Origin of the sequence: Corynebacterium pyruviciproducens ATCC BAA-1742 (assembly GCF_000411375.1) — a bacterium.
In the GTDB taxonomy this organism is placed as follows: Bacteria; Actinomycetota; Actinomycetes; order Mycobacteriales; family Mycobacteriaceae; genus Corynebacterium; species Corynebacterium pyruviciproducens.
On sequence record NZ_KE150446.1, the window covers coordinates 1,348,740 to 1,373,036 of the forward strand.

Consider the following 24,297-nt stretch of genomic DNA (forward strand, 5'->3'; position numbering starts at 1 on the left):
CATGAGTGCATGGCTTTGTCGGATATCGCCCGCCACGTTGAGGCGACGCTGAATAAGATCGGTACACTGCGTTCCTCTCGGGCAGGCTGGTGTCCAGCCATCACCGGGTTCTCCGGCTACGGCTCCACCAGGAAGGCGCACATTCTCGGACGGATCCTCATGGAGGATCCTTCCCTCGATGATTCGTACTCTCCTATCATTCCGCCCGGCGCGCACACGGTCATGGGGCTTGTCGACGACGTTTTCGAGCGAGCCCATCACGCCTCCAAAGAAGCACAGCGAGGTTTTCACCAGTTCTTCACTATTCAGGTCGGCGATTTGCCGGTGCGTGTTACCTGCGGTGCTCAAACAGTCAGTTCGCGCACAAATCCCAATGGCTATATCGATGTCACTGTTTTTGATCATGAGCTGGAACCCGGCTGGCACGAGGTGACAATCGAAGCCGATGGTGCACGTACAGTAACCGGTCGGGTGCTGATTATTGCCGCTGATACTGAGGTTGGTTTGGTCTCTGATATCGATGACACGATCATGGTCACCAACCTGCCGCGGAGCCTCCAGGCTGCGTGGAATTCCTGGGTGAAGTACACCAATACGCGCCGTCCGGTACCGGGGATGAGCGATTTTTATCAGCACGTACTCAGTGATCACCCACATGCACCGGTGTTCTATCTTTCGACGGGGGCGTGGAACACTTATGAGATGTTGGAAACTTTCCTCACCTTGCACAAGCTGCCAGTGGGGCCGATGCTGCTGACAGACTGGGGCCCTACCCCAACAGGACTGTTTCGTTCTGGGCAGGAGCATAAAAAGGTCCAGCTGCGCAATCTGATGTTAGAGTTTCCGGAGATTCGGTGGATTCTCGTCGGCGATGATGGACAGCATGATCCGCTCATCTATGGGGAAGCGATGACGGATCATCCGGAGCGGGTTGCTGGTGTTGCAATCCGGCAGCTGTCAAAGAGGGAACATGTGCTCTCACATGGATCGCTGTCCACGATGATTCCAACCGATAATTCCCTGCCCAAGAACATTCCCACTATCGCAGCTCCCGATGGATATTCACTCATCCAGGAGTACCAGCGGCGCCCGTTTGTATAATCGTTGCCATGGAATTGGGTAACCCACAGGTTGGTGATTCGTCCGCGACCGTTTACGAGCTCCTTGGTGAAGCTTATTTTCACCGCTTAGCTGCAGCTTTTTATGATGGCGTGCGCAATGATCCGGTGTTGCTCCCAATGTATCCCGAGGAAGATATGAGCGGGGCGCAGGAGCGCCTGACGTGGTTTCTCATCCAGTATTTCGGCGGCCCCCAGCTATTCAATCAAAACCGTGGGGCCCCAATGCTCCGCCGCCGCCATATGCCTTATGCGGTCAGTGAAGAAGCTGAGCAGCATTGGCTCTCTTGTATGCGGGACGCGCTGGACGCAGCGGAGACACCGGAGAATGTGCGCCCGCAGATGGAAGCTTATTTCACCCGTGCTGCGGCGGCGATGCGTAACCAGTAGCGCGCCTGGCCGCGGAATCTGATTGTCCGGGCGGTTGTGTGGCTGTGCCCCTTACAATGGTGGGGTGACTACTTCCAGCGACAGATCAGCACTGGCTCGGGCGGTGTTTCCCGAGGGTGAGGAACCAGATCCACGCTTCACTCTGGCCAATGAGCGCACATTTCTTGCCTGGACGCGAACGGCACTGGCGTTTTTAGCCGGTGGTATTGCTATTGAGGCCTTTCCAATTGCTGGCCTGGGGCCGGCGGTGCGCATGTGGCTGGCCATTTTTGTCACCGCTGTGGGAATGGTGATCGCCGGCGGTGCGGCATTTCGCTGGGTGCGTGTCGAGCGGGCCATGCGCACCGGACGGCCACTCCCCATGCCGGCAGTTATTCCTTTACTGTCGGTGGCGGCGTTTATTGCCTGCGCGGTGATTATCTGGTTGTTCCTTCGATGACACCGCTTCCCACTCATGACGATCCGGGGCTGCAGCCTGAACGAACAACATTGTCGTGGTCACGCACAGTGCTGGCCACATGTGTCTGTTCTGCAACGCAGATTAAATTCGTCGATGCTTATGGCCCGGTGGTGTTTATCGCCGTGGCACTGCTGCTCACCGCAGCAGCAACCATCCTTATAACCCACCGGAGCAGGTATGCACACGGTGTGGAAGCCATCCGTGAAGAGGAAGCTGGACCCAATGTGTGGGGCGTGTTTGGGCTGGCGGGGCTCCTCGTGTGTTTTGGTGCGGTCACAATTGCGATGATTTTTTTCAACGCGTCGGTTTAACCTCACATCCTGCGGATTACCCCTGGTTCCTCGGCGCAGAACGGTTCGCGTGAGTGCAAACTTTTGTAATCTAAAACGGCTCTGGCCCCGATCACAGTCGGGCCAGAGCCTTGGTAGTTTTATGTAGCCGTTTTTACGGTTTAGCGCTTCAGCTTGCGGTGTACACCGCCGGACTTGAGGGCGTCCTCACCGTAGCGCTCGGCCTTGTTCTTTTCGTAGTCCTCGAAGTTACCCTCGAACCAGAACCACTTGCCCTCCTCAAAGTTGCCCTCCCAGGCGAGGATGTGGGTACAGGTGCGGTCGAGGAACCAGCGGTCGTGGGAGATGACCACGGCGCAACCCGGGAACTTGGTGAGGGCGTTTTCCAGGCTGGACAGGGTCTCGACATCGAGGTCGTTGGTCGGCTCGTCCAGGAGGATCAAGTTGCCGCCCTTCTTCAGCGTCAGCGCGAGGTTGAGGCGGTTACGCTCACCACCGGAGAGGACGCCGGCAGGCTTCTGCTGGTCCGGACCCTTGAAACCGAAGGCGGAAATGTAGGCGCGGGACGGCATCTCGTTTTGGCCGACGTGGATGTAATCGAGGCCGTCGGACACAACCTCCCACACCGTCTTCTCCGGGTCGATGTTCTCACGGTTCTGGTCGACGTAGCTGAGCTTCACCGTCTGACCAACCTTGACCTCACCGGAATCCGGCTCCTCCAAGCCGACGATCGTCTTGAACAGGGTGGTCTTGCCCACGCCGTTCGGGCCGATAACACCGACGATGCCGTTACGCGGCAGGGTGAAGGAGAGGTCCTTGATGAGCGTGCGACCGTCGAAGCCCTTGTACAGGTTCTTGACCTCCACAACCTGGTTGCCCAGACGTGGCGGGGTCGGGATCTGGATTTCCTCGAAGTCGAGCTTCTTGTACTTCTCGGCCTCGGCCGCCATTTCCTCGTAGCGCTCCAGACGAGCCTTGTTCTTGGCCTGGCGGGCCTTCGCACCGGAGCGCACCCACTTCAACTCGTCCTTCAGGCGCTTCTGCAGCTTGGCATCCTTCTTGCCGGCGACCTCGAGGCGCTCGGCCTTCGTCTCCAGGTAGGTGGAGTAGTTGCCCTTGTAGGGGTAGAGCTGGCCGCGGTCGACCTCACAGATCCACTCGGCTACGTGGTCGAGGAAGTAGCGGTCGTGGGTGACGGCAAGGACGGCACCCGGGTACTTCTGCAGGTGCTGCTCCAACCAGAGAACGCTCTCGGCGTCGAGGTGGTTGGTGGGCTCGTCGAGAAGCAGAAGATCCGGCTCGGAGAGCAGGAGCTTGGCAAGTGCCACGCGGCGGCGCTCACCACCGGAAAGGTTGGTGACAGGGGCATCGCCGGGCGGACAGCGCAGCGCATCCATAGCCTGGTCGATCTTGGAATCGATCTCCCACGCGTCGGCCGCATCCAGCTCCGTCTGCAGCGTGCCCATTTCCTCCATGAGCTCGTCGGTGTAATTCGTCGCCATTTCCTCGGCGATCTTCTCGTAGCGCTGCAGCTTCTCGTAAATCTCGCCGAGGCCCTCTTCCACGTTTCCGCGGACGGTCTTCTCCTCGTTGAGCGGCGGCTCCTGCAGGAGGATGCCGACGGTGGCACCCGGATCGAGGAAGGCCTCACCGTTGGACGGGTGGTCAAGCCCGGCCATAATCTTCAAGATGGAGGACTTACCCGCGCCGTTGGGGCCGACCACACCGATCTTCGCCCCGGGGTAAAACGCCATGGTGACGTTGTCCAAGATCACCTTGTCGCCGTGCGCCTTGCGCACGTTCTTCATCGTGTAAATAAATTCACCCACTGGGTTTTCAACCTTTCTCGTTTAACCCTCGTATATCTCCGCTTAGGCTACCGCAAACCGGCGAGATAGTTAATCTTCATCGAACTCGCCGGCCTTCGCCTTCGCCGCCAGCTCCTCCTCCGTGGCAGCCTCCCACACTTCCTTCGCCGCACTCACATTGAGCACGATGATGACCACGCCGAGGATAATGTCTGGCCAGCCGGAGGCCGTCCAGTACGTGAGGAAACCGCAGGCAATGATGAGCACGTTGACCACCACGTCATTGCGGGCGATGAGAAACGCGCCCCTGGTCATCGAGCCACCGTGGTGCCGCACCCGCATGAGGATGAGGGAGCAAGCGAGGTTGACCACCGCCGCGCCTCCTGCGGTGAGTGCCAACGCCCACGGATCCGGAACTATGGGGTTCAACGCTTTGGCGATGGCTTGTATTCCCGCTACCAGCGCCGGAAGGCAGATGATGGCCGTCATAATCTTCCCCACACGCGCCCGCCACTTGAGGCTCCAGCCCAGGGCGATAACGATGAGGGTGTTGACAAACGCATCCTCGAGGAAGTCGACGGAATCGGCGATGAGAGAGACGGAAGAAATAGCGATCGCCACGCCGAATTCCACAAAGAAGTAGGCGAAATTCAGCGCGGCGATGATGAGGAGTGTCCTCCTCAGGAGTGCGGTTGGCATGGGGCCACTCTACCAAGGTGCCCCCGTCACCTCTATGGCGGGGACCCAGGCGGTGGCACTAAGCCGCGTTGGTTGAGGGGTTCGACCGCACCTCCTCGCGGCGGATGCGAGGATCGAGCGCTTGCTGTTGCGGCTGCTGCTCGCGCTGTGCGCGATCGGCCGCCCGCAGCTCCTTCACCTTTTCCTTGGCCATCTCATCGGCCATGGAACACACCTTAGCGTAGGGCATGAACATGCCGCGGAGCAGGTCCGGCCCGATGTGGAAGGCCCGGCAGCGGATCATGGACCGCTTGACGGGCTGGTTTACCCCCTCCACCTGCTCCTCCCACATGGAGGTGTAGAGCTTGCCTGTGATGACCACGGGGGAGCCCGTGTGCAGGGTTTCGGCGGCGTTGACGGCAAGGGCGCCCCAGCATTCCACCGGCATGTAGAGAATGTCGGTGGAATCGAAGATGGGCTTGCCGTGATCTTCTTGGCCGGTGAAGATCTTCCGGTCGCAGGCGACGCGGAACGTAACGAGAGTGGATTCTTCCTTGTTGTTGCCCGCCGGTGGGTTTACCTTTTTCACCGGCTCGGAGCAGAGGTTCCCCACGAGGGTCACCATGGTTGTTGACATTGTTTTTGCGCCTTTCTGGTTGGCATGGATGGTGTGCGCCACCAGAAAACAGCGAAAGGTCGGCCCCCGCAACGAGGGCCGGCACGGTTATTCCGAAAGCTGTGGATAACTGGCGAATTCCACAGCTACTTTTTTATTTCTTTGTTAAAATACTCCGCATCCGGCATTTGACCACGACGCATCTGATCGAGGTACTCGTTGTAGGCGCGCAGCTCCGCGTCGTTGTCCATGGTCGCCTTCTCCTCGTACTCGGCCTGCTCACGCTTGTCCTCGGTGAACCACCGCCACAGCAGGGCACCGAAGACGATGATGAGCGGGAACTGGCCTGCAGCCCAGGCGATGCCACCGCCGACGCGCTGATCCCACAGGAAGTCCGGTTTCCACGGCAGCTGGAGGGCGTTGTAGAACTGGAGCGCCAACACGTCACCGAGCTGCATGAGGTAGACCCCAAAGTACATGTGGAACGGCAGGGAAATCATGAGCCACCACAGGTTGGTCATCGGTTTGCGATCGTGCGGGTGTTGGTCCACGCCGATGAGTTGCCAGTAGTAGAAAGTGCCGGAGAGAATGAACACCACGTTCATGCCGAGGTGGCCGGCGTGCTCCCACACGAGGTACTCGTACAGCGGCGTGAGGTAGAGGATGTAGTACACAACAACGAACTGCACGGTGTTAAAGCCCGGGTGCATGATGACCTTCATGATCCGGCAGTTGACCAGGGCATCAATGATGTACTCAATGTCCTCGCCCTTGTGGGTCTCCTTGATAAGGGTGAGTGGCCCGCCGAGCACCCAGAACACCGGCACGCCCATGGAGAGGATCATGTGCCCCACCATGTGCATGGAGAAGCTCGCCGGGATGTACATGCCAATGCCACTGCACATGGTGAGGAGTAGCATGGCGCAGCCGATCATGTACCACATGGTGCGCTGCCACGGCCAGTACGAGTGCTTGCGCACGTTCCACAGGTAGATCGCCGCCAGGACGATGGCGATGGTGCCAAACATGAGGTCAAACCGCCACATGGTCCACACGTTCCAGAAGGTGGTTTGCACCTCAAGCCGGTAGCCGATGAGGATGTCCATGGAGTTGATGTCCACGGTGCGCGGTGGCGGTGGCGGGGTGCGCCCCAGCGACACCGCGAGTCCCGTGATCGCTGCCATGACGATCACCTCAACGATGGCTACGCGGGTGAAGAGCTGTGGCTTCTCCTTCAGATACGGCATGGTGCGCTCGCGGTGGATGTAACCGAGCACGCCGCACATGAGCATGAGCAGCGTCTTGCCCACGAGCACGAGCCCGTAGCCGGAGGTGAACCAATCCATAAAGTGCAGGCGGATGCCCGCGTTGATGAGGCCCGAGGCGGCCATCGCGATGATGGCGACGAGCGCCATGGGCGAGAACCGCTTGACCGCCAGGTCGAGCTCGGGGCCGCGCCTGCGGGCGTGGGCGATGAGCGCCATGAGGCCGCCGACCCACAACACGAGGAACAGTAGGTGCCACAGGTAGGAGTTGGTGCCGTAATCGTGGTTGCCGCCGGTGGCGGAGTGCCCCTCGAGGCCCAGTGGCACGATCGTCATGATGGCACCGACGAGGAGGAACGGTGTGGGCAGCCAGCGGCGCACCAGAAGTCCCGCCGCGCCGGTGATGAACGCGAAAATGGCCACCCATTCGAAGGCGAACGACGTGGACACCTGGTCGATGGCCACAGGCCACATGGCTGGTTGCAGTGTTTTGGTGAGGGGCTCCCCCGAGACGTCGGAAAGATAGAGAGGGATCATGAACGCTGCGATGAGCGCCCAGGAGAGCATCGCCCAGCTGCCTGTGCGGACCGCAATGGCACCGTCGACGGTGAGATCCGTGGTGGACAGCTGCGTCCGGTCCTGCGGGTGGATGAAGAACGCCGCCAGCAAGTAGCTGCCCACGCCGAGGCAGGCGAGCATGAGCCCGGCTGAGCGGAAGAATGGCAGACCCGCCGTAGTTGCGGGGCCTGGATCCGGGATGCCCATGGCGGCCAGCGACTGGGCAAGGAACACCGTGGAGACGATGACTCCGATGATGCCAGCCACCACCACAAATACCATGTAGACGGGAAGCGAACGCCGAGCTTTCATGCATACCAGGCTATCCCGTTTTCAGGTTTTAAGATAACTAAGGGTACGATCTTATGCGCTGCCCCAGTAGCTCAGCGGATTAGAGCATCCGGTTTCTACCCGGCTGGTCGCGGGTTCGAATCCTGTCTGGGGCGCGGTGTGATCAGTCGGGACATAGTTGACACTATCAGTCGCGACATGGTTGACAGGTGACGCCGTGAGGCGAGAACAGTTTCTCGCTTTGCGGCGTTACTTGTTTTTTCTGTTTTTTCGTTGTTGGGTGTTCTTGATTTGGTTGGGTTGGTAGCGGCGGCCGGTGTCGATGTGGTGTTCGGCGATGATTTCTCCGGTTTCGGCGTTGGAGGTTACGGCGTGGGTGCCGTGGATGACGGTGAGTGTGGGGGTTGCTTCGTGTGCGCGTCCTATGCCTAGGTAGCGCATGTGGCCTGCGAATCGGAGGGTGATTCTTCCTGCTTTGTCTACTTTGTCGTGTCTGACGCGGTTGTCTTCTGTGACCAGTGGTTGTGGGCTGGCTTTGGGTAGTGTTGTGTATGCCTGGTGGGGTGTTTGTCGTCCGAGTGCCCTGTGGGGTCGTTCGTGGTTGTACCAGTGGCGGAATTCGTCGAGGAGTTTTTGCATGTCTTTGACGGTTTTGCGGGTGGTCGTGCGCGGAGCCATTTTTTTAGTGTTTGGTGGAAGCGTTCAATTTTTCCTTGGGTTTGGGGGTGTCCTGCGCGTCCGTTTTTCTGCAGGATGCTGTGTTTTTCAAGGAATTTTTCAAAACCGTTTTTACCTCCCTTGGCACCGGCTAGTCGGGCGGTGAAGACAAGGCCGTTATCGGTGAGGGTGGATTGGGGGAAGCCGTATTTTTTGGTGATGGTTTCGGCGGCTGTGACCACGGTGGGGCCAGCTACACGCTTATAGGCGCCTAGGTATAGCAGGAAGCGACTGTGGTCATCGAGGAAGTCGAGGATCTCCACAACCTGTCCATTGAGCAGTCTGGTGGAGGTGACATCTGCTTGCCAGCATTCGTTGGGCAGGGTTGCTTCAAAGCGTCGTAGATAGGCTTTCGGGCGTTTTTTGGGTTGTGGTGTGACCATGCCGTTTTTGGTGAGGATTCGCCGGATGGTTGATTCTGCAGGCGCATGAAAACCTCGTTGCTCGAGTACCCAGGCGATGGTTTCAGGTCCGTTGTCTGCACCTTTGGAGGCGAGTTCTCTGCGGATTTTGATGATCTGTTTGATCACCTCCTCGCTGACCTTGGTGGGGTGTGTTTTCGGTGCTGTGGATCGCGGTTTAACAGCCTCTGGGCCGCCTTCTTCGTATCGCCTTAGCAGGGTGTAGATCCATTGCCGGGATCTCTTGAATCGAACGGAGGCTTCGCTGACGGTGAGGTGTTGTTCGGTGATTGCTTTGACGATGGCGAGGTTGGGGTTGTCGTAGCTCATGAATAATTATGGGCTCAGGGTGTCAACTATGTCTCGACTGAGGTGTCAACTATCACCGTGTGCTGCACAGGTGCTCATTGTGTCAACGATGTCCTGACTGATGTGTCAACTGTCATGTACAAAACCGCAGAGCCAAGGTGTCAACTAAGTACTGACACAGGACACTGTCTGGGGCGCGGTTGTGATCAGTCCGGACATACTTGACAGTTTGAGTCGCGACATGGTTGACAGTTGGCCCCATCGGTTGAGAACACAGTTCCCAGCTGGTGGGGCTTCTGCGTTGGTGGGGGGCGGTGTTCCAGATTGTGGTGGGTTGGTAGCATCTGCCGTACCGGCTTGGATGTGGTGATGCGGAATGCGAAAACCAGAGGCGCATGTGGGAGCCTCGCTGCCACTTGTGCCTTAGCGTGCCAGCTGTGCGTAGCCCCATTGCCGGATCGGTGAAACCAGCGGGATGCGTCTGACACGGTGATGCCCTGGCATCGTATCGCGCGGTTTGTGGAGGTGTTCATGGCTTATGGTGCCATGGAATGTGCCGACTATGTCGCGACTGATCTGTCACCTATCACCGCCTGCCTGGCGGTGATACAAAGTGTCAGCGATGTCTCGACTGACCTGCCAGCTATCACTAACAATCCCGCAGAACCAGACTGTCAACTTTGTGATGACGCACAACAGCTTCAACTCAAACTCGTAAGAGAAGCAAACGCCCCACCATGTTGGTGGGGCGTCGCGGTAAGTGCGGTACAAACGCGGAATGGGGATCCGCTTAGCACGGGTTGTGAGTCTGTGACTCGGCCCGTGAGAAGCCGGCAATCTAGTCTGTGACTACGGCTCGGCATCTGGTTTTTGGCCACTTTGTCTTGCCAATTCTGTCCAAGATTTCTCGTGACTTGTCTGCAGTTTTAGCAGGTTAGTCCGGCAATCAACAAAGTAGGTTTCACCTAGTATGGCAGCGATATCCTTTGATAGTCGTGCCTTTGGCGTTCTGTCCTCCAGGAAACTTTCAAGACCATTGTCTTCTATTTTTTTCCTAGCATGAAAAACAGCGCTCGCTAACAAGTCCGCAATCTGCAAAGCGGAGCACGTTCTTGAATCCAGGCTCACGGCTGCGACAACTCGTTTGTTCCCAAAACGCGAATTGAGAGACGTAGCGAGTTCATCGCCGTAAGAAACTCCCTGAGGAACATCGATATGATCCATCATGACCACACTCGCCTCGCGACGGACAATGAGCCCTCGAAGCAATCGATCCGTTGCAAAAAGGTGTCCCTGCCGCTGATCTCTACCAGACCAGGGATCAAAATGCCGCTTATCAAGGACGAAAGCGCCAAAAGTACATCCGCTGGCCACCGCCTCAGAAAAGATCTCCGCCAAGGATTGGCTCGGAGTTACGCGTGACCTTGGAGAACTTAATCTCATCCGCTTTTGTAAATCTATTCCGATCTCGACAAGCTTGAATCGCTGGAGACAGCCTATCGGGGTCGGTTGTCCGCACTGCGGCCACCACGAAGTGTTTCCCTAATGTTCCCTTGCTCCCCCGCCTCATCAACGAAATGCACGGTGCCTTCTGCAGAAAGTGGAAGGTAAACCTGGGGAGGACGCGGAGAAGAAGAACTGTTCATGAGTCTGTGCTATCGATTTAGCGAGATTACCAACTTGACCCCATTTCACAGGTGTCAACCAAGCCGTGCCTTGGACAGGGTGATCCCGCACACACACAATTGATTGAAGGCTCTCCGCCTCAGATCACCCCATTCCACCGTCTTCCTCATCGCCGGCCGCTAGGGTTAAAAGTATGAATATTCTCTCCACCATTGTTTCCGCACTCACCTCCGCGTGTATCGCCACGGGCGCGCCCGTGTGCGGCGATGCCTACGAGGCGGCTGCCGGTTTCCTCCCCGCCGAGGCGTTCGCAACGCAGCAGGCAGATGGGTACGCCAACGTCGATGCCGCACTCTTTGGCCCCGGGTTCCTCGCCCAGGTGGGGCCGCACGCGCAGGCGCTGTGCCAGGTGACGGCCGAGGGCGCAACGTGCAGGGCGGATGCCGCGGTGAAGGAGCCGGTGCACCCCTTAGCAGCAGGGAATCACGCGGGCCTCAACGCGGTGACCTCCACCGCGACCGGCATCGGCTGGACGCACCTCGATGCCACCGCCCGCGGCAACCTGCGGCTCACGGAGGGCAAGCGCGTCCAGGTGGGAGACAACTACTGCAAGGTGGAGCCCGACCGCGTCATCTGCGGCACCGGCGCGGCAAGCTTTACCCTCACCGAAAACGAGGCCCGCCGCTAGGCGCGACGGGTGGCAGCGGTGCCGGCCTACTCCGCTTTGAGCACCGGAATGCCGATTCCCTCGGACGGCTGCACCACGACGAAACCGGGGCCGAAGAAACGCATCTGGAACGCCTCGCCGGAGCCACGGCCGATGAGCGTACTGATATTGATGTCCGTGGTGATCTCCGGGGTGAGGTTGGCGGACCAGCACACGGCGGCCTGCGGGTCCACAAAGGTCGGCTGCTCCGAGCAATCAAGAACGAGCGGCATTCCCTTGGAGCACAGGGCGACGGTTCCTGCGCCCGAGAGCGTGACGTTAAACAGTCCCGAGCCACTGAGGAGCGACCCGGCACCGCGCAAGCGGCGAATGTCGCTATCGAGCGCGGGATCGTAGGCCAACAGTGAGCTGGAGTTGACGGAGAGAACATCGGCGACACCTTCCAGCTCCATGAGAAACACGGTGGCGGCATCGCGGGCGAAGAACACCTCGCCATTGCCGGTCACCCGCATCATGGGCGTGTTTTCGCCGGTGAGCTGCTTTTTCAAGAACTTCCCCAGGGATCCGGAGGACTGGTGGTTGAACTTCACCTGCCCCTGGTAGGCAACCATCGCCCCGGCGGTGGCGATGACCGGCTCGTTCTCCGTCACCACCACGCGCAACATCTTGGTGGATTGGAGGGTCCAGCGCTCGCGGGTCTGGTTTTCCAAATTAGCTGCATCAAACAGAGGTGATCGCATGGTGCCCAGTGTACGGACGGGCCCCGTTGTTTGCTCTGTGAGAGCGTGGCGATGTGACCATGACGGAAGTAAATGGCGCCTATTTTTCACATTTCCCACACAATTCCACCCCCATTAGTGGGATTTAGTGAGCACGGATACACCACATAAGAAGCAACTCATTTACGGTAGTAGATATGAAACTATCGTCAACGGAGTCCTTATGTTCACTGGCCATCTTCGGCTGCTGGACATTCGGGATACTTGCCATTTGCACTGCATATGGGTGGAATTTGACACAGGCCATCTTCTCCGTTCCGGCGTTTACTATCACCGCAGTGTGCCTCATTGTTGCGGGCACAAAGTTCATCTTGGACAAGGCATCGGACTCCGAACCTGTGTTCGAAGATGAGATTCCGGTGACGACCCCCACAACGGAGGACACTCATTAGTTAGTCTTTGGCACCTCCTCTATGAGCCACCGTGGGGCCCTAGGGGTGCTACTGTGCGCTTCGCCGATTGGCGCGGCATGGTTTACCACCGCAGGCTAAGGTGGGACAGATCTTTGCGCCCATTGTCCCAGGTCGAATGGAATCAGCGCCGCGAAAAGGCAGCTTTTAGAAACGCTAACAGTTCCTCGTATGCTTTCCTTGTAACCGCCGCATCCATGCAACTCATTGAGCCGTGGACGGTGCCCGGGTACATTTTCAGGGTGACGGGAGTCCCCGCATCCGCCAGCCGCAGCGCGTAGGCAATTCCTTCGTCCCGTAACGGGTCCGACTGGTTGACGATGACGTACGTCGGCGGCGCCAGCCTGGCCGGCACCTCCACCCTCTCCCCCTGGAGCAGGTACTGCCACGAGAGCTCGCCGTTGGCTTTGGTCCACACGGGCCCCTCGGCGTAGGTTTTCATGCTTGCCGACGCGCACCTGGGGTCCACTTCCGGTTCGATGAGCACTTGCGCGCCCAGTTCCATCCGCTTGTCCACGGCCCACTGGGTCACCATCGCTGCTAGTCCCCCGCCCGCCGAGTGGCCCATGACCACGGGGCGCGGGTCGAGGTTGTCCACCACCCAGGTGAGTGCCTGACAGCATTGCGTGAGCGGCCCGGGGTACGGATTCTCGGGGGCGAGCCCGTACTCCGGCGAGACCACCGTGCAGCCGAGCTCGCGGGTGAGGAGCTCGTTTTCCGGGTCGTCACTGGAGGTGCTCCCCAGCACGAACCCTCCCCCATGAATGTTGACAATGACCCGGCTCCCGTGGCCAATCACCTTCCACGGGCCACCGGAGTGGCCCCTGTACTCACGGTTCGCACCTCGCGTGCAAGCCTGGTTCTGCGCCGAGGCCACCCGCGCGGCGGGCAGGTCGGCGATGTCCACGGGCGTGAGGGTGGAAAGCCAGCGGGAAATGTCCGGGTCAACGTACATGGGAGGTTACAGGACTCCCTCGGCGGAGAGGATCTCGCGGATCTTCGCCACTTCTTCCTCGGTGAGCTCCGCCACCGGCTCCGGCATCCTGGCGGAGGCGAAGATGCCCTGCAACTTGAGGGCCTGCTTGAAGGCACCCACGCCGCCGCCGAAACCGGTAATGCTCGTGGCAACACTCGTGATCCGCATGAGGCGGGCCAGGCGATCCTGCTCTGCGCGAACTGTCTCCCAATCGCCCTTCTGGTAGGCCTGCCACTGGCGGACATAGCCCCACGGGTCCACGTTGCCTAGGCCCGGCACGGAGCCGTCCGCGCCGGACAGGTAGGCACCATCCACGACCACCTCGTGGCCGGTGAACAGGCGCAGCGGGTGGCCGGCCTCCTCGTTGAGCTGGGTGAGGAAACGGAAGGAGACATCGTCGCCAGAGGAATCCTTCACCCCGGCGAGGACTCCGTCCTTGCCCAGCTTGATGAGGAGCTCCGGGGGAAGCTTGACGTGGACGCACACGGGGATGTCGTAGGCGAAGATGGGCAGGCTCGTCGCCTCGTGGAGGAGCCGGAAGTGGCGCTCCACCTGGGGCAGGCCGCCGAGAGCGTAGAACGGTGCGGTGGCCACGATGCCATCGGCACCGGCGGCCTCTGCGTGCTTGATGTGCTCGATCACGCGACTGGTCTGCGTATCGATGCAGCCGACGAGCACCGGCACCTTGCCGCCGGCGACGGCGATGGCGTTTTTCACCACCTGGTCGCGCTCGGTGTCGGTGACAAACGCACCCTCGCCGGAGCTGCCAAGGATGAACAAGCCGTCCACCCCGGCTTCCAACAGGCGGTTCAGGTTCTTGGTGGTGGATTCCTCGTCAAAGGTGCCGTCCTCGTGGCGGGCGATGACGACGGGGGGAATGACTCCATGAAATTCAGTCATGACTGCGTACTAGCTTTCTATCTTTGTCATGTCGGGGTGGAGAAGGGACGGCGCGGCACCCAGGAGCTTCCGCGTGTAGTCATCCTTCGGGTTGGAGAAGATCTCCTTGGCGGAGCCTTGCTCGATGATCTTGCCGTGGTTCATCACCACGATCTTGTCCGAGACGTACCGGACGGTTTGGATATCGTGAGAGATGAACACCATCGCCAGGCCGAGCCTGTTCTTCAGGTCCGTGAGCAGGTTGAGGATCTGGGCGCGCACCGACACATCGAGTGCCGAGGTGGGCTCGTCGGCGATGATCGCGTCCGGGCTCAAGGCCAGCGCGCGGGCGATAGCCACGCGCTGGCGCTGGCCGCCGGAGAGCTGCCCCGGCAGGGCATCGAGCGCCGAGTGCGGGAGCCCCACCAGCGAGATGAGTTCCTCCACCTCGGCGTCGCGCCCCTCCTTATCTCCCACGTTGTGCACGTTGAGCGGGTCTTTGAGCTGGTCGCGCACAACCATGCGGGCGTTGAGGGCAGTGGAGGGATCCTGGAACACGACGGACACGACGCGGCCCATCTTCTTGCGGTTCGCCGCCGTCCGCTTGGTCACGTCCTCGCCACGGAAGTACACCGTGCCGCTCGTGGGCTTTTGCAAGCCACACATGACGTTGGCGGTGGTGGACTTGCCGCAGCCGGATTCGCCCACGATGCCGATCGTCTCGCCCGGCATGAGTGTGAGGCTCACGCCGTCGACTGCCTTGACAATGTTGGGGTGCAGGAGCGGGCCGGTACGGCTGCGGAAGTGGACCTTAATATCATCTAGTTGAATGATGGGTTGAACACTCATTTGGTCGCCTCGTGTTTCTTTCCAAGCTCTGCATAATCATCGTCGGTAAGCCCCGGGGTGAGCCTGCCGGCACGCTCCTCCTCGGCGGCCCACAGGAGCTCGTCGGGAAGCGAAGCGTAGAGGTGGTATGTACCGGGGACCGTCCGCATGACCCGCGGGGTGGTAAGGCCCACCGACGGGTGAGACGAGCGCGGCGCGAACCGGTCGCCCACCGGGAAGTCCTGGGGGCTCGGAACCGTACCGGGGACCTGGTGCAGGCGACCCGAGCCCGCCTCGATGGACAGGACGGCGCCCAAGAGGCCGCGGGTGTACTCGTGCTGCGGGTCGGTGAGCAGCTCCCGCGTGGAGGCCTGCTCGATGACCTGGCCGGCGTACATGACGGTGATGGAGTATGCCACCTCCGCCACGAGCGCCAGGTCATGGGAGACGAACACCATGGCGAACCCGAGCTTCTCCTGTAGGTTCTTGATCAGCTCGATGACCTGCTTCTGCACCGTCACGTCGAGGGCGGTGGTGGGCTCGTCGGCGATGATGAGGTTGGGGTCGCGGGTGAGCGCCATGGCGATGAGCACGCGCTGGCGCTGTCCACCGGACAGCTCGTGCGGGTAGCTCTCCAGCGTCCGCTTGGGGTCGAGCCCCACAAGTTCCAGCAGCTCCTCGGCGGAGCGGGTGCCGCCGCGCTTGGTCAGCTGCGCCATCTGGGACTTGATGAGCATGGACGGGTTGAGGGCCGACAGCGCATCCTGGTAGATCATGGCCATCTCGTGGCCGAGCAGCCCGCGGCGCTTCTCGGGATCCATCTTGAGCAGATCCTCGCCCTTGTAGAACACCTCGCCGCTGATCTCGGCCTTGGGATCCAATAGCCCCATGATGGCAAACGCCGTGATGGACTTGCCACAACCGGACTCGCCCACAAGCCCCATGGTTTCGCCGGCGGCCACGGAGAAGCTCACGTGGTCCACCACGTTCACCTCGCCGTGGCGGGGGAACCTGATGCACAGGTCGCGCACCTCGAGCAGCGGCGTGGTGCCCGGCGCGGGCGCGTAGCGGTCTGTGCGGGTGAGCTCCACCTCGCGCAGGCGGTCGAGCCTGGCCACGAGGGCGTCGTGCTGGGTGCTGTAGGCCCTGACGGGATCGGCGAGGAGCTGGTCCTCTTCGCGGTGCTCGGCCACAACGGGGCCGGTGGGGGCCGCGACCATGGCGTCGGTAATGCCCTCGCTGAGGATGTTGAGGCACAGCACGGTGATCATGATGGCCAGTCCCGGGAACAGCGCCTGCCACCACTCGCCGCGCAACACGCCCTGCTGCGCGGAGCTCAAAATGTTGCCCCACGTGGGGGTCGGCTCCTGCAGACCGGCGCCGATGAAGGTGAGCGACGCCTCGAGGATGATAGCGTCGGCCACGAGCACGGTGGCGAACACGAGCACGGGTGCCGCAGTGTTGCGGGCGACGTGCTTGACCAGGATCCACGGCGCGCGGGCGCCGGAGACGACGACAGCGTTGACGTAATCCTCGCCGTACTCGCTCAGCACGTTGGCGCGAACGATGCGGGTGAGCTGCGGAATGTAGACGAACCCGATGGCGGCGATGATGACGCCGAGCATCTTTTCCGGGTGCTCGGGGTTCTTGAACACCACGACGGCCACGGCCGCCAGGGCGATGCCGGGGATGGACATGATGATGTCCATGATGCGCATGATGATCTCGGAGACCACCTTGCCGGAGACGGCGGCAATGGAGCCGAAGATGGCGCCGGCGACGAGCGCCAGGCCGGTGGCGGCGAGCCCCACCGTGAGCGAGTAGCGGCCACCGTAGAGGAGGCGGCTGAACACGTCGCGGCCGAGGTTATCGGTGCCGAACCAGAATTCGCCCGACGGCGGCTGGCCCTTGAGGTCGATGGCCGTGGGGTCGTGCGGCGCGAGGAGCGGTGCGAAGATCGCCGAGAGGGCGATGAGCGCGAGGATCACGAGCGCGATCTTGGAACCCGTGCTCATCCGTTTGAGGCCCTGGAACTTCACGCCAGGGGCTGTGACTTTGTCTAGCTTTGTCATTTCTTGTTACACCGTCCTGATCCTCGGGTTGATGAGGATGTAGAGGAGGTCAACCACGATGTTCACCACGATGAACGCGATGGCGACCACGAGTGTTGCGCCCTGGACCACGGTGACCCAGTTCTGCGTAATGCCGTCGATGAGCACGCGGCCCATGCCGGGCAGGTTGAAGATGATCTCGATGACCACGGCGCCACCCATGAGGTAGCCGACGCGCAGGCCGAGCACCGTCACCGGGGTGATAAGCGCGTTGCGCAGGACGTTGCGGGAAACGACGATGTGCTTGGGAATCCCCGCGCCGAGCGCCGTGCGGACGTAATCGTTATCCAGCTCCTCCACCATCGAGGTGCGCACGATGCGCGTCATCTGGCCGATGACGGGCACCGCCAGCGCGAACGAGGGCAACAGCATGCGCTGGAACCAGCCGGATGGATCGTCCCCAAAGGCGGGCAACGCGCCGGCGACGGGCAGCTTCCCCATGAACACGAGGATGAGCAGGATCGCCAGCCAGAAGCTGGGGGTGGCCAGGCACGCGATGGAGATGATGCGGATCACCTGGTCGGGCCAGCGGTCGCGGTAGAGAGCGGCGAGCACGCCGAGCGGGAACGAGAAGATGATGGCGATGAACAGGCCGATGAAGGTCAGTTGCATCGTAATCGGGAGGGCGGTGAAGACCTTGGCGGAGACGGAATCCTCGCCGACACCGTAGGTGCCAAGGTCGCCCTGCAGGAGGCCGGCAACGTAACTGCCGAACTGAACGATCCACGGATCATTGAGCCCGTGGCTTTCACGGTAGGCCTCTAACGCTGCGGGCGTTGCGTTCTCCCCCAGTGCCGAATACGCCGGATCAATGGGCGACAAGCTCATCAGCACGAAAACGAGGAAGGTGACGCCCAAGATCATGAGCGGCAGGGCCACAAGTCGCCTACCTATGAGGCGGATTAATGTGTTCACCTTGTATTTCTCCTTTAAAACAAAAGCGCCGCGAGTTCAGTTACAAGCGACGCTTTTTAGGTGGGCTACTTAGTGGAGACTCCCAGGGCCCACAGGCCCGTGGTGCCGATGGGCTCAAAGCCCTCGAGCTTGTCAGCGTTGTAGCCGGTGATCATGGTGCGGTGGAAGAGCGGGTAGAGCGGGACCTCGTTGGAGATCAGGTCCATTGCCTCGTTCCACTTCTCCTGCTGGGCGTCGCCCTCGAGCTGCGTGGACTCGTCCATGAGTGCCTTGAGCTCTGCGAACTTGGCCGGGTCGGACTTCTGCCAGAACGTGCGCTGCTTGGTCCACACGTTGTCGCCGTACCACCAGTTGATGAGCAGTGCCGGGTCGTTACCGAACACGGACGGATCGCCGGGCGCGAGCGCCAGGTCGAAGGTGGGGTTCTCTACGTCGAGGTTGTTGGCGTAGAGGGACGCGGAGGCCTCAGACTGGATGGAGGTCTTGATGCCCACGGCCTCGAGATCGGACTTGATCTGCGGGGCGAGGTCAGAAATCCACGGGTGATCGGTGGTGAGGAGGGTGACGGAGAGGTCCTTCACTCCAGCTTCCTCGAGGAGGGACTTGGCCTTCTCGGGATCGTAGCTGAACTGGGTGGCCGCCTTGTGGTAGTTCGGGTGGCTCTCCGGCAGGAAGCTCGTGGCCTCCTTGGCCTTGCCGCTCATATTGTTCTGGATAAGCATGTCGGTGTTCACCGCGTAGAGGAAGGCCTGGCGCACCTTGGCGTTATCAAACGGGGCCTTGGCGGTGTTGAACAGGAGGAACGGGAGGTTGAAGCCGTCCACTTCCTTGACCTCCATGCCGGCGGCCTCGAGCATGCTGGCGTTGTCCGCGGGGACTGCCTCCATGATGTCGATGGTGCCGGACTGGGCGGCGGTGGTGCGGGCGGTGTCGTCCTTGATCACGTCCCACACCATCTTGTCGGCCTTAGCGGCGTACTTCTCGTCGCCGTTGTAGTACTCGTTCGGCACGGCCGTGATCTTGGAGTCGGTGATGGACTCGTACTTCCACGGGCCGGAGCCGATCGGCATGGAGGTCATCTCATCCTTGGTGGATGCGGCGGGCACGATCTTCACCGTGGCCAGGCGCTTCTCCACCATGGAGAACGGTGCCTTGAGCTTGATGGTGACGGTGGTGTCATCCTTGGCCTCCACCGAATCGATGAAGGTGAGGAAGGACTCGTAGATGTTGCCCTTGGCCGTCGCGCGATTGAAGGATTCCACCACGTCGGCGGAGGTAACATCGGTGCCGTCGGAGAACTTCGCGCCGTCGCGCAGCGTCACCTCGTACTCGGTGTCGCTCACCTTGACGGGGGCATCCTTGGCCAGCGCGTTGCGGGTGGTGTAATCGCTCATGTTGAGCTCGTACAGGCCCTCGACCACGTGCCAGTTGGTGCCCATCGCCAGGGCCGAAGACGTGCTCGACGGGTCATAGTTGGTGGTCTCGTAGGCCACACCGAGGTTGATCTCCCCACCCTGGCTGGCGGTGGTTTCGCCACCCGCTGCCGAGGAGGAGGACGTTTCAGAGGAACCGCCGCAGGCGGTCAACGTGAGGGCGAGGGAGGCGACGATCGCCACAACGCCCTTCTTGAGATTCTTCATTCTTACCTCTCTAAATCAAACCGGTTGTTGCCAGTTCGTTGAAATGGTTATACCCAGAATATGATGTCAGACATCTAACTTCAAGAAGTTTTGTGGTTCGGGGGTATTTTTTTCATCACACCCGGATATGACGGAGTTCACCACAATACCCGACATCAGATAACGCGGTGTCCTATAGTAAGATGTAACGAGCTTTTGGAAGATAGGAGTACGCAATGACCTCAAAGGGAAAGACCACCAGCGGAAGACCAACACTTCGCCCTGTAAGCGCCGCCACGGAGCAAAAGCTCACCCACTCCCCCACCCGCAGGCACGGGCGCAGCTACGAAACAATGGCCGCGATCAAGGACTACATCCTCCAAAACAACCTGCAGCCCGGCGACCCGCTGCCCACCGAGGCCTCCATCTGCGAGGATCTCGGGGTCTCCCGCTCGTCCGTCCGCGAGGCCATCTCCAACCTCACCGCCTTGGACATTGTCGAGGTCCGGCACGGCTACGGCACGTTCGTGGCCAACGCGTCCATGGACCCCATGGTGGAACTCCTTGTCTTCCGTGGCCTCCTCAACCCGGGCTCCGATTACCGCGTCCTCATTGAGATTGTCGAGGTCCGCCAGGCCCTCGACCTCGCCTTCGCCCCCGCCGTTGTGCACGCGTGGAAGGGCAAGTACTCCGAGGCCCTGCACAAGGTGGTGGAGAAGATGGAGGAGATCGCTGCTCGTGGCGATTCCTTCCCCGAGGAGGACAAGTACTTCCACACCAAGCTGCTCTCCCCCCTGGATAACCAGCTGTTTCGGCAGCTCACCGAGGCGTTCTGGGATGTGCACACCGCCATCCAACCGATGCTTCAGGTGGCCACCGCCAAGGACATCCTGCTCACCGCCTCTGCCCACGGCGATATCCTCGCCGCCGCCGAGGCCGGCAACCTCGAGCAGTACAAAGAGGCAGTGTTCAGCCACTACGCTCCCCTGCTCCGCAACCTCGACGAGGCGCGGAACAAGGCGCGCGGGCTGGAGACTACTTAATCGCCTCCACAAACCACGAGGTGATCGAGGTGGGGTGCGTGATCGCCGTGCCCACCACGATGGTGTCCGCGCCGGCGTCGAGGGCGGCCTTGGCATCCGCACCGGAGTGAATCCGACCCTCGCAGATGAGCGGCACCTCGGGGTACGTCTCATGCATCTGCGCCAGTAGCTCGAGGTCCGGCCCCTCTGTCTTCTCCCGCACCTCCGTGTAGCCCGCGAGCGTGGTGGAGATGACGTCCACTCCCGCCTCCACGGCCTGCTGCGCCGATTCCATGCAGTCACAGTCCGCCATGATGAGCACGTCCGGGCGCTCCTTCTTTAGCTTGTCGACGGTCTCCCCAAAGGTCAGCCCGTCAGGTCGCGGTCGCGTCGTCGCGTCCAGTGCCACCACATCCGCCCCGGCGTCGGCAACCGCGATACACAGTTCCAGGGTGGGCGTAATGTACACGCCCTCGTGACCCTCCTTCACCAGCCCGATGATGGGGACATCGACAACCTTGCAGGTCTGCCTAATATCCTCCAGCCCCTGCAGCCGCACGGCGGCCGCGCCGCCCTCAACCACGGCCTGCGCCACCTGCGCCATCGTCTCCGGGTGGCGCATCGGCTCGCCGGGGTAAGCCTGGCAGGAGACCACCAGCTTGCCCTTCAGATCTGCGAGATTAACGTGCTTCATATTGTTTCCTTTCTTCAACCCACGCGGCAGCACCGATGAGCGCCGCGTTCTCTAACGTTCCGTGGACGATGGGCGTGTCACTCAACAGTTCCATGCAGCACTCCTCAAACCCGCGGTGGAAGGCGTCCTCCCACACCGGGCCCGCCTTGAGCACGGAGCCCGCGGTGACCACGAGCCCCGGGTCGAAGACGTTGACAAGCCCACCGATGAGCCGGCCGAACGCGTGGCCCGCGGTGGCCAGGACGTCACGCCCGGCGGGGTCAGTGGAGATCTCCGCCCCCATCTTGTGCACCCCGGTCGCCTTCTCATACTCGTGCTCGATGCCGTAGCCGCTGGCGATGGCCTCCACGTGCCCGGCGCGCCCACACGTGCACTCCACTCCCTCGGCGCCGTGGACGTCGACGTGGCCCACGTGCCCGGCGGCGAAGTGTTTACCCAATAACAGTTTTCCCTCGAGGATGACGCCGCCGCCGATGCCTGTGCCGGGGGCGACGAGCAGCATGGAGGGGTGGCCCTTCCCTGCCCCGTAGAGGTACTCACCAAGGGCGTGGGACTGGACGTCGTTAAGCACACTAACCGGAACCCCGAGCCGGGCCGTAAGCCCCCCGGCGACGTCAGTGCCCTTCCAGCCGGTGAGTTGGCTCGTTGCGAACTGCACCACGCCGCGGAACGGGTCGATGAGGCCCGCCGACGAGACACCGACGGGTGCCGTCCCCAGCTGGGAGACCAGCCCGGCGGCCGCGTCGAGGATCGCCTCGGGCCCGTCGTGGGCGGGGGTGGGGATAGTGAGGATGCGCTCGGCGGTGCCGCCCGTGACGCGGGCGGCGGCGATTTTGGTGCCGCCAATGTCGAGGCTGATTACTGTTGCCATTTTGTTCCTTTTACTTGTAAAAATAGCTAACATCAGACATCATAAGAGTATCAGATACCGAGCCACAAGGACGGAAAAATGGAAGTCATTATCACCTCATCGCTACAACAGATCGGAACCATCGCCGCAGACTACGTTGAAAATCTGATCTCCACCAAGCCCGCCGCGGTCCTCGGCGTAGCCACCGGGTCCAGCCCCTTAAGCCTCTACGCCGAGCTGGGCAGGCGCGTCGACGCGGGAACGCTCTCACTCTCTCAGGCCAGCGCCTTCATGCTCGATGAGTACGTCGGCCTCCCCGCCGACCACCCCGAGCGCTACCGCACCTTCATCGAGCGCCACTTTGTCGCTGCCACGGACATCGCCACGAACAACGTCCACGGCCCCGACGGCGCCGCCGACAACATCGAGCAGGCCTGCGCCGCCTACGAGCAGGCGATCCGCGATGCCGGAGGCGTGGACCTGCAGATCCTCGGCGTAGGAACCGATGGCCACATCGCGTTCAACGAACCCGGCTCCTCCCTTGCCTCCCGCACCCGCCTCAAGTCCCTCATGGAGCAGACCCGCCAGGACAACGCCCGCTTCTTCGGCGGCGACATCGATGCGGTGCCCCACCACTGCGTGACGCAGGGCGTGGGCACCATCATGGAAGCCCGCCACCTCGTGCTGCTCGCCTCCGGCGAGGGCAAGGCCGAGGCCATCCGCGGCGTGGTGGAGGGCCCTGTCTCGGCGATTTGCACAGGCTCGATCCTACAGATGCACCCTACGGCCACGGTGATCATCGACGAGGCGGCCGCCTCAGGGCTCGCCTACGCCGATTACTACAAGTTCGCCTACGCCAACAAGCCGGACTGGCAGCGCCCGGTGTGCACCTCGCGCGGCAGGTAGGTCTGCGGATCAAGGATGAGGAAATCGGCCGGGTAGCCAGGGGCTAGCCGGCCAAACTTATCCTCCACCCCGATTGCCTCTGCCGGGTGGGATGTGGCCGCGGCGACGGCGACATCCACGTCCACGCCGACCTCCGTCACCGCACGGGCGACGGCGCGATCCATCGTGAGCGTGGAGCCCGCGATGTTTCCGCCGTCCACCAGCCGGGCCACGCCGTCTTTGACGGTGACGTCGAGCTCGCCGAGCAGGTAGTGGCCGTCGGGCGAGTTCGTCGCCGCCATCGCGTCGGTGACGAGCACCATCCTGTCGGCGGCCTCCTCAAACAGGCTGCGCACCACCGCCGGGTGGACGTGGACGCCGTCGTTGATCACCTCGATCCACACGCGCGGGTCCCGCAGCGCCGCGATGACCGGCCCCGGCGCGCGGTGGTGGATGGACGGCATGGCGTTGAACGCGTGCGTGAGGATCCTGGCGCCCCGGTCAAAGGCCTCCCGCGCCGTCTCGTAATCGCACTCGGTGTGGCCCACCGCGGGCACCGCGCCGTTGTTGGCGAATTTCTCGATGGCTTCCAAGGCGTGGGCGCGCTCCGGGGCGATGGTGATCTGCTTAATGCAGCCCCCGGCGGCATCGAGAAGCGCGTTAACCACCGCGGGCTCCGGGTCAATGAGGAGGGCGGCATCGTGGGCCCCCTTGCGCGATTCCGCGAGGAACGGCCCCTCGGGGTGGACGCCGAGGAGCCACGGGTCCTCGATCTGGCGCGCCCCGTGGATGAGCTCCACCAGCCGCGGCACGGAGGCGGTGACAAAACTCATCACCCCGCGGGTGGTGCCGTGGGACAGGTGCCCCTGCTTGACGGCCTCAAATTCCGTTGACCCGACGTCATACGAGGTGGCGTTGGCGCCGTGGCAGTGAATATCGATGTACCCGGGAACGAGGATCCCGTCCCCGCATTCAACTACATCGGCCCCGGTGGGCGGCGTTGTTGTCACCTCGGCCACGGTCGCATCGGTGACCACAAGGTAGGCATCCTTCAGCGTTCCACCGATGGTGCCATCGACAAGATAGGGGGCATGAAAGGCGGTAGTTGTCATACAACTAAGCGTACAACGCCAGA

Annotated in this window: 23 protein-coding genes, 1 tRNA gene and 1 pseudogene; 9 read left to right on the forward strand and 16 right to left on the reverse strand. The window is 61.4% G+C overall.

Annotation, left to right across the window (positions count from 1 at the left end; translation table 11 throughout):
* Positions 1-9: 9 nt before the first annotated feature.
* The 4 genes from HMPREF1219_RS05825 to HMPREF1219_RS05840 all read left to right on the forward strand — a co-directional run bounded on the left by HMPREF1219_RS05825 (position 10) and on the right by HMPREF1219_RS05840 (position 2,279).
* A complete protein-coding gene (locus HMPREF1219_RS05825; protein WP_016457969.1) occupies positions 10-1,101 on the forward strand; it encodes an App1 family protein phosphatidate phosphatase in 1,092 nt (363 codons plus the stop codon).
* A gap of 8 nt (positions 1,102-1,109) precedes the next feature.
* A complete protein-coding gene (locus HMPREF1219_RS05830) occupies positions 1,110-1,508 on the forward strand; it encodes a globin (RefSeq protein WP_051120486.1) in 399 nt (132 codons plus the stop codon).
* Positions 1,509-1,572: 64 nt separating this feature from the next.
* Positions 1,573-1,947: a YidH family protein gene (locus tag HMPREF1219_RS05835; protein WP_040426973.1), complete on the forward strand. Its 375-nt coding sequence runs from the start codon at positions 1,573-1,575 to the stop codon at positions 1,945-1,947.
* The gene (locus HMPREF1219_RS05840; protein WP_016457972.1) at positions 1,944-2,279 is read left to right on the forward strand and encodes a DUF202 domain-containing protein; all 336 of its coding nucleotides are present in this window, start codon (positions 1,944-1,946) and stop codon (positions 2,277-2,279) included. The genes HMPREF1219_RS05835 and HMPREF1219_RS05840 overlap by 4 nt, the downstream gene beginning before the upstream one ends.
* 140 nt (positions 2,280-2,419) lie before the next feature.
* Here HMPREF1219_RS05840 and ettA read toward each other — a convergent pair whose 3' ends face one another.
* From ettA to HMPREF1219_RS05860, 4 genes are all read right to left on the reverse strand, one after another.
* Positions 2,420-4,087: an energy-dependent translational throttle protein EttA gene (gene ettA / locus HMPREF1219_RS05845; RefSeq protein ID WP_016457973.1), complete on the reverse strand. Its 1,668-nt coding sequence runs from the start codon at positions 4,085-4,087 to the stop codon at positions 2,420-2,422.
* A 69-nt stretch (positions 4,088-4,156) separates the two neighbouring features.
* Entirely contained in the window at positions 4,157-4,765 is a 609-nt protein-coding gene (locus HMPREF1219_RS05850; protein ID WP_016457974.1) for a cation efflux transmembrane domain-containing protein, read from the reverse strand.
* Between the two features lie 58 nt (positions 4,766-4,823).
* Positions 4,824-5,381, reverse strand: coding sequence for a single-stranded DNA-binding protein (locus HMPREF1219_RS05855; RefSeq protein WP_016457975.1), 558 nt, complete (start codon positions 5,379-5,381; stop codon positions 4,824-4,826).
* A 125-nt stretch (positions 5,382-5,506) separates the two neighbouring features.
* Positions 5,507-7,495 (reverse strand): bifunctional copper resistance protein CopD/cytochrome c oxidase assembly protein, encoded by a 1,989-nt coding sequence (locus HMPREF1219_RS05860; protein ID WP_016457976.1) that lies wholly within the window; start codon positions 7,493-7,495, stop codon positions 5,507-5,509.
* A gap of 60 nt (positions 7,496-7,555) precedes the next feature.
* On the opposite strand from HMPREF1219_RS05860, the gene HMPREF1219_RS05865 reads away from it, so the two are divergent.
* Positions 7,556-7,629 (forward strand) — tRNA-Arg (locus HMPREF1219_RS05865).
* A 94-nt stretch (positions 7,630-7,723) separates the two neighbouring features.
* Here HMPREF1219_RS05865 and HMPREF1219_RS05875 read toward each other — a convergent pair.
* Positions 7,724-8,922, reverse strand: a pseudogene (locus HMPREF1219_RS05875) (IS481 family transposase).
* Positions 8,923-9,750: 828 nt separating this feature from the next.
* The gene (locus tag HMPREF1219_RS12500) at positions 9,751-10,128 is read right to left on the reverse strand and encodes a hypothetical protein (RefSeq protein WP_245554403.1); all 378 of its coding nucleotides are present in this window, start codon (positions 10,126-10,128) and stop codon (positions 9,751-9,753) included.
* 592 nt (positions 10,129-10,720) lie between these two features.
* Here HMPREF1219_RS12500 and HMPREF1219_RS05885 point away from each other — a divergent pair.
* Positions 10,721-11,215, forward strand: a complete 495-nt coding sequence (locus HMPREF1219_RS05885; protein WP_016457980.1) for a hypothetical protein — start codon at positions 10,721-10,723, stop codon at positions 11,213-11,215.
* 26 nt (positions 11,216-11,241) lie between these two features.
* Here the strand turns inward: HMPREF1219_RS05885 and HMPREF1219_RS05890 are convergent, their stop codons facing one another.
* Positions 11,242-11,934: an AIM24 family protein gene (locus HMPREF1219_RS05890; protein WP_016457981.1), complete on the reverse strand. Its 693-nt coding sequence runs from the start codon at positions 11,932-11,934 to the stop codon at positions 11,242-11,244.
* A gap of 176 nt (positions 11,935-12,110) precedes the next feature.
* Between HMPREF1219_RS05890 and HMPREF1219_RS05895 the strand changes: the two genes are divergently transcribed.
* Complete coding sequence (locus HMPREF1219_RS05895) at positions 12,111-12,365, forward strand: hypothetical protein (RefSeq protein ID WP_016457982.1); 255 nt, start codon at positions 12,111-12,113, stop codon at positions 12,363-12,365.
* A 142-nt stretch (positions 12,366-12,507) separates the two neighbouring features.
* Here HMPREF1219_RS05895 and HMPREF1219_RS05900 read toward each other — a convergent pair whose 3' ends face one another.
* The 6 genes from HMPREF1219_RS05900 to HMPREF1219_RS05925 all read right to left on the reverse strand — a co-directional run bounded on the left by HMPREF1219_RS05900 (position 12,508) and on the right by HMPREF1219_RS05925 (position 19,732).
* Positions 12,508-13,338 carry an alpha/beta hydrolase gene (locus HMPREF1219_RS05900; RefSeq protein WP_016457983.1) on the reverse strand — a complete coding sequence of 277 codons (831 nt, stop codon included), beginning with the start codon at positions 13,336-13,338 and terminating at the stop codon, positions 12,508-12,510.
* A 6-nt stretch (positions 13,339-13,344) separates the two neighbouring features.
* Positions 13,345-14,259 (reverse strand): dihydrodipicolinate synthase family protein, encoded by a 915-nt coding sequence (locus tag HMPREF1219_RS05905; protein WP_016457984.1) that lies wholly within the window; start codon positions 14,257-14,259, stop codon positions 13,345-13,347.
* Between the two features lie 9 nt (positions 14,260-14,268).
* Positions 14,269-15,087, reverse strand: coding sequence for an ABC transporter ATP-binding protein (locus HMPREF1219_RS05910; protein WP_016457985.1), 819 nt, complete (start codon positions 15,085-15,087; stop codon positions 14,269-14,271).
* Positions 15,084-17,138, reverse strand: coding sequence for a dipeptide/oligopeptide/nickel ABC transporter permease/ATP-binding protein (locus tag HMPREF1219_RS05915; RefSeq protein ID WP_016457986.1), 2,055 nt, complete (start codon positions 17,136-17,138; stop codon positions 15,084-15,086). The genes HMPREF1219_RS05910 and HMPREF1219_RS05915 overlap by 4 nt, the downstream gene beginning before the upstream one ends.
* A 6-nt stretch (positions 17,139-17,144) precedes the next feature.
* Complete coding sequence (locus HMPREF1219_RS05920; RefSeq protein ID WP_016457987.1) at positions 17,145-18,092, reverse strand: ABC transporter permease; 948 nt, start codon at positions 18,090-18,092, stop codon at positions 17,145-17,147.
* Between the two features lie 65 nt (positions 18,093-18,157).
* The gene (locus HMPREF1219_RS05925; protein WP_016457988.1) at positions 18,158-19,732 is read right to left on the reverse strand and encodes an ABC transporter substrate-binding protein; all 1,575 of its coding nucleotides are present in this window, start codon (positions 19,730-19,732) and stop codon (positions 18,158-18,160) included.
* A gap of 215 nt (positions 19,733-19,947) precedes the next feature.
* Here HMPREF1219_RS05925 and HMPREF1219_RS05930 point away from each other — a divergent pair, with 215 nt between their 5' ends.
* The gene (locus HMPREF1219_RS05930) at positions 19,948-20,754 is read left to right on the forward strand and encodes a FadR/GntR family transcriptional regulator (protein ID WP_016457989.1); all 807 of its coding nucleotides are present in this window, start codon (positions 19,948-19,950) and stop codon (positions 20,752-20,754) included.
* Here HMPREF1219_RS05930 and HMPREF1219_RS05935 read toward each other — a convergent pair.
* Both HMPREF1219_RS05935 and HMPREF1219_RS05940 read right to left on the reverse strand, forming a co-directional pair.
* Complete coding sequence (locus tag HMPREF1219_RS05935; protein WP_016457990.1) at positions 20,747-21,427, reverse strand: N-acetylmannosamine-6-phosphate 2-epimerase; 681 nt, start codon at positions 21,425-21,427, stop codon at positions 20,747-20,749. The two genes, HMPREF1219_RS05930 and HMPREF1219_RS05935, sit on opposite strands and share 8 nt — an antisense overlap.
* Positions 21,414-22,298, reverse strand: a complete 885-nt coding sequence (locus HMPREF1219_RS05940) for an ROK family protein (RefSeq protein WP_016457991.1) — start codon at positions 22,296-22,298, stop codon at positions 21,414-21,416. The genes HMPREF1219_RS05935 and HMPREF1219_RS05940 overlap by 14 nt, the downstream gene beginning before the upstream one ends.
* Before the next feature lie 78 nt (positions 22,299-22,376).
* Between HMPREF1219_RS05940 and nagB the strand changes: the two genes are divergently transcribed.
* Positions 22,377-23,183 carry a glucosamine-6-phosphate deaminase gene (gene nagB / locus HMPREF1219_RS05945; protein WP_016457992.1) on the forward strand — a complete coding sequence of 269 codons (807 nt, stop codon included), beginning with the start codon at positions 22,377-22,379 and terminating at the stop codon, positions 23,181-23,183.
* On the opposite strand, the gene nagA is transcribed toward nagB, so the two are convergent.
* A complete protein-coding gene (gene nagA, locus HMPREF1219_RS05950; protein WP_016457993.1) occupies positions 23,129-24,274 on the reverse strand; it encodes an N-acetylglucosamine-6-phosphate deacetylase in 1,146 nt (381 codons plus the stop codon). The two genes, nagB and nagA, sit on opposite strands and share 55 nt — an antisense overlap.
* Between the last annotated feature and the right edge of the window lie 23 nt (positions 24,275-24,297).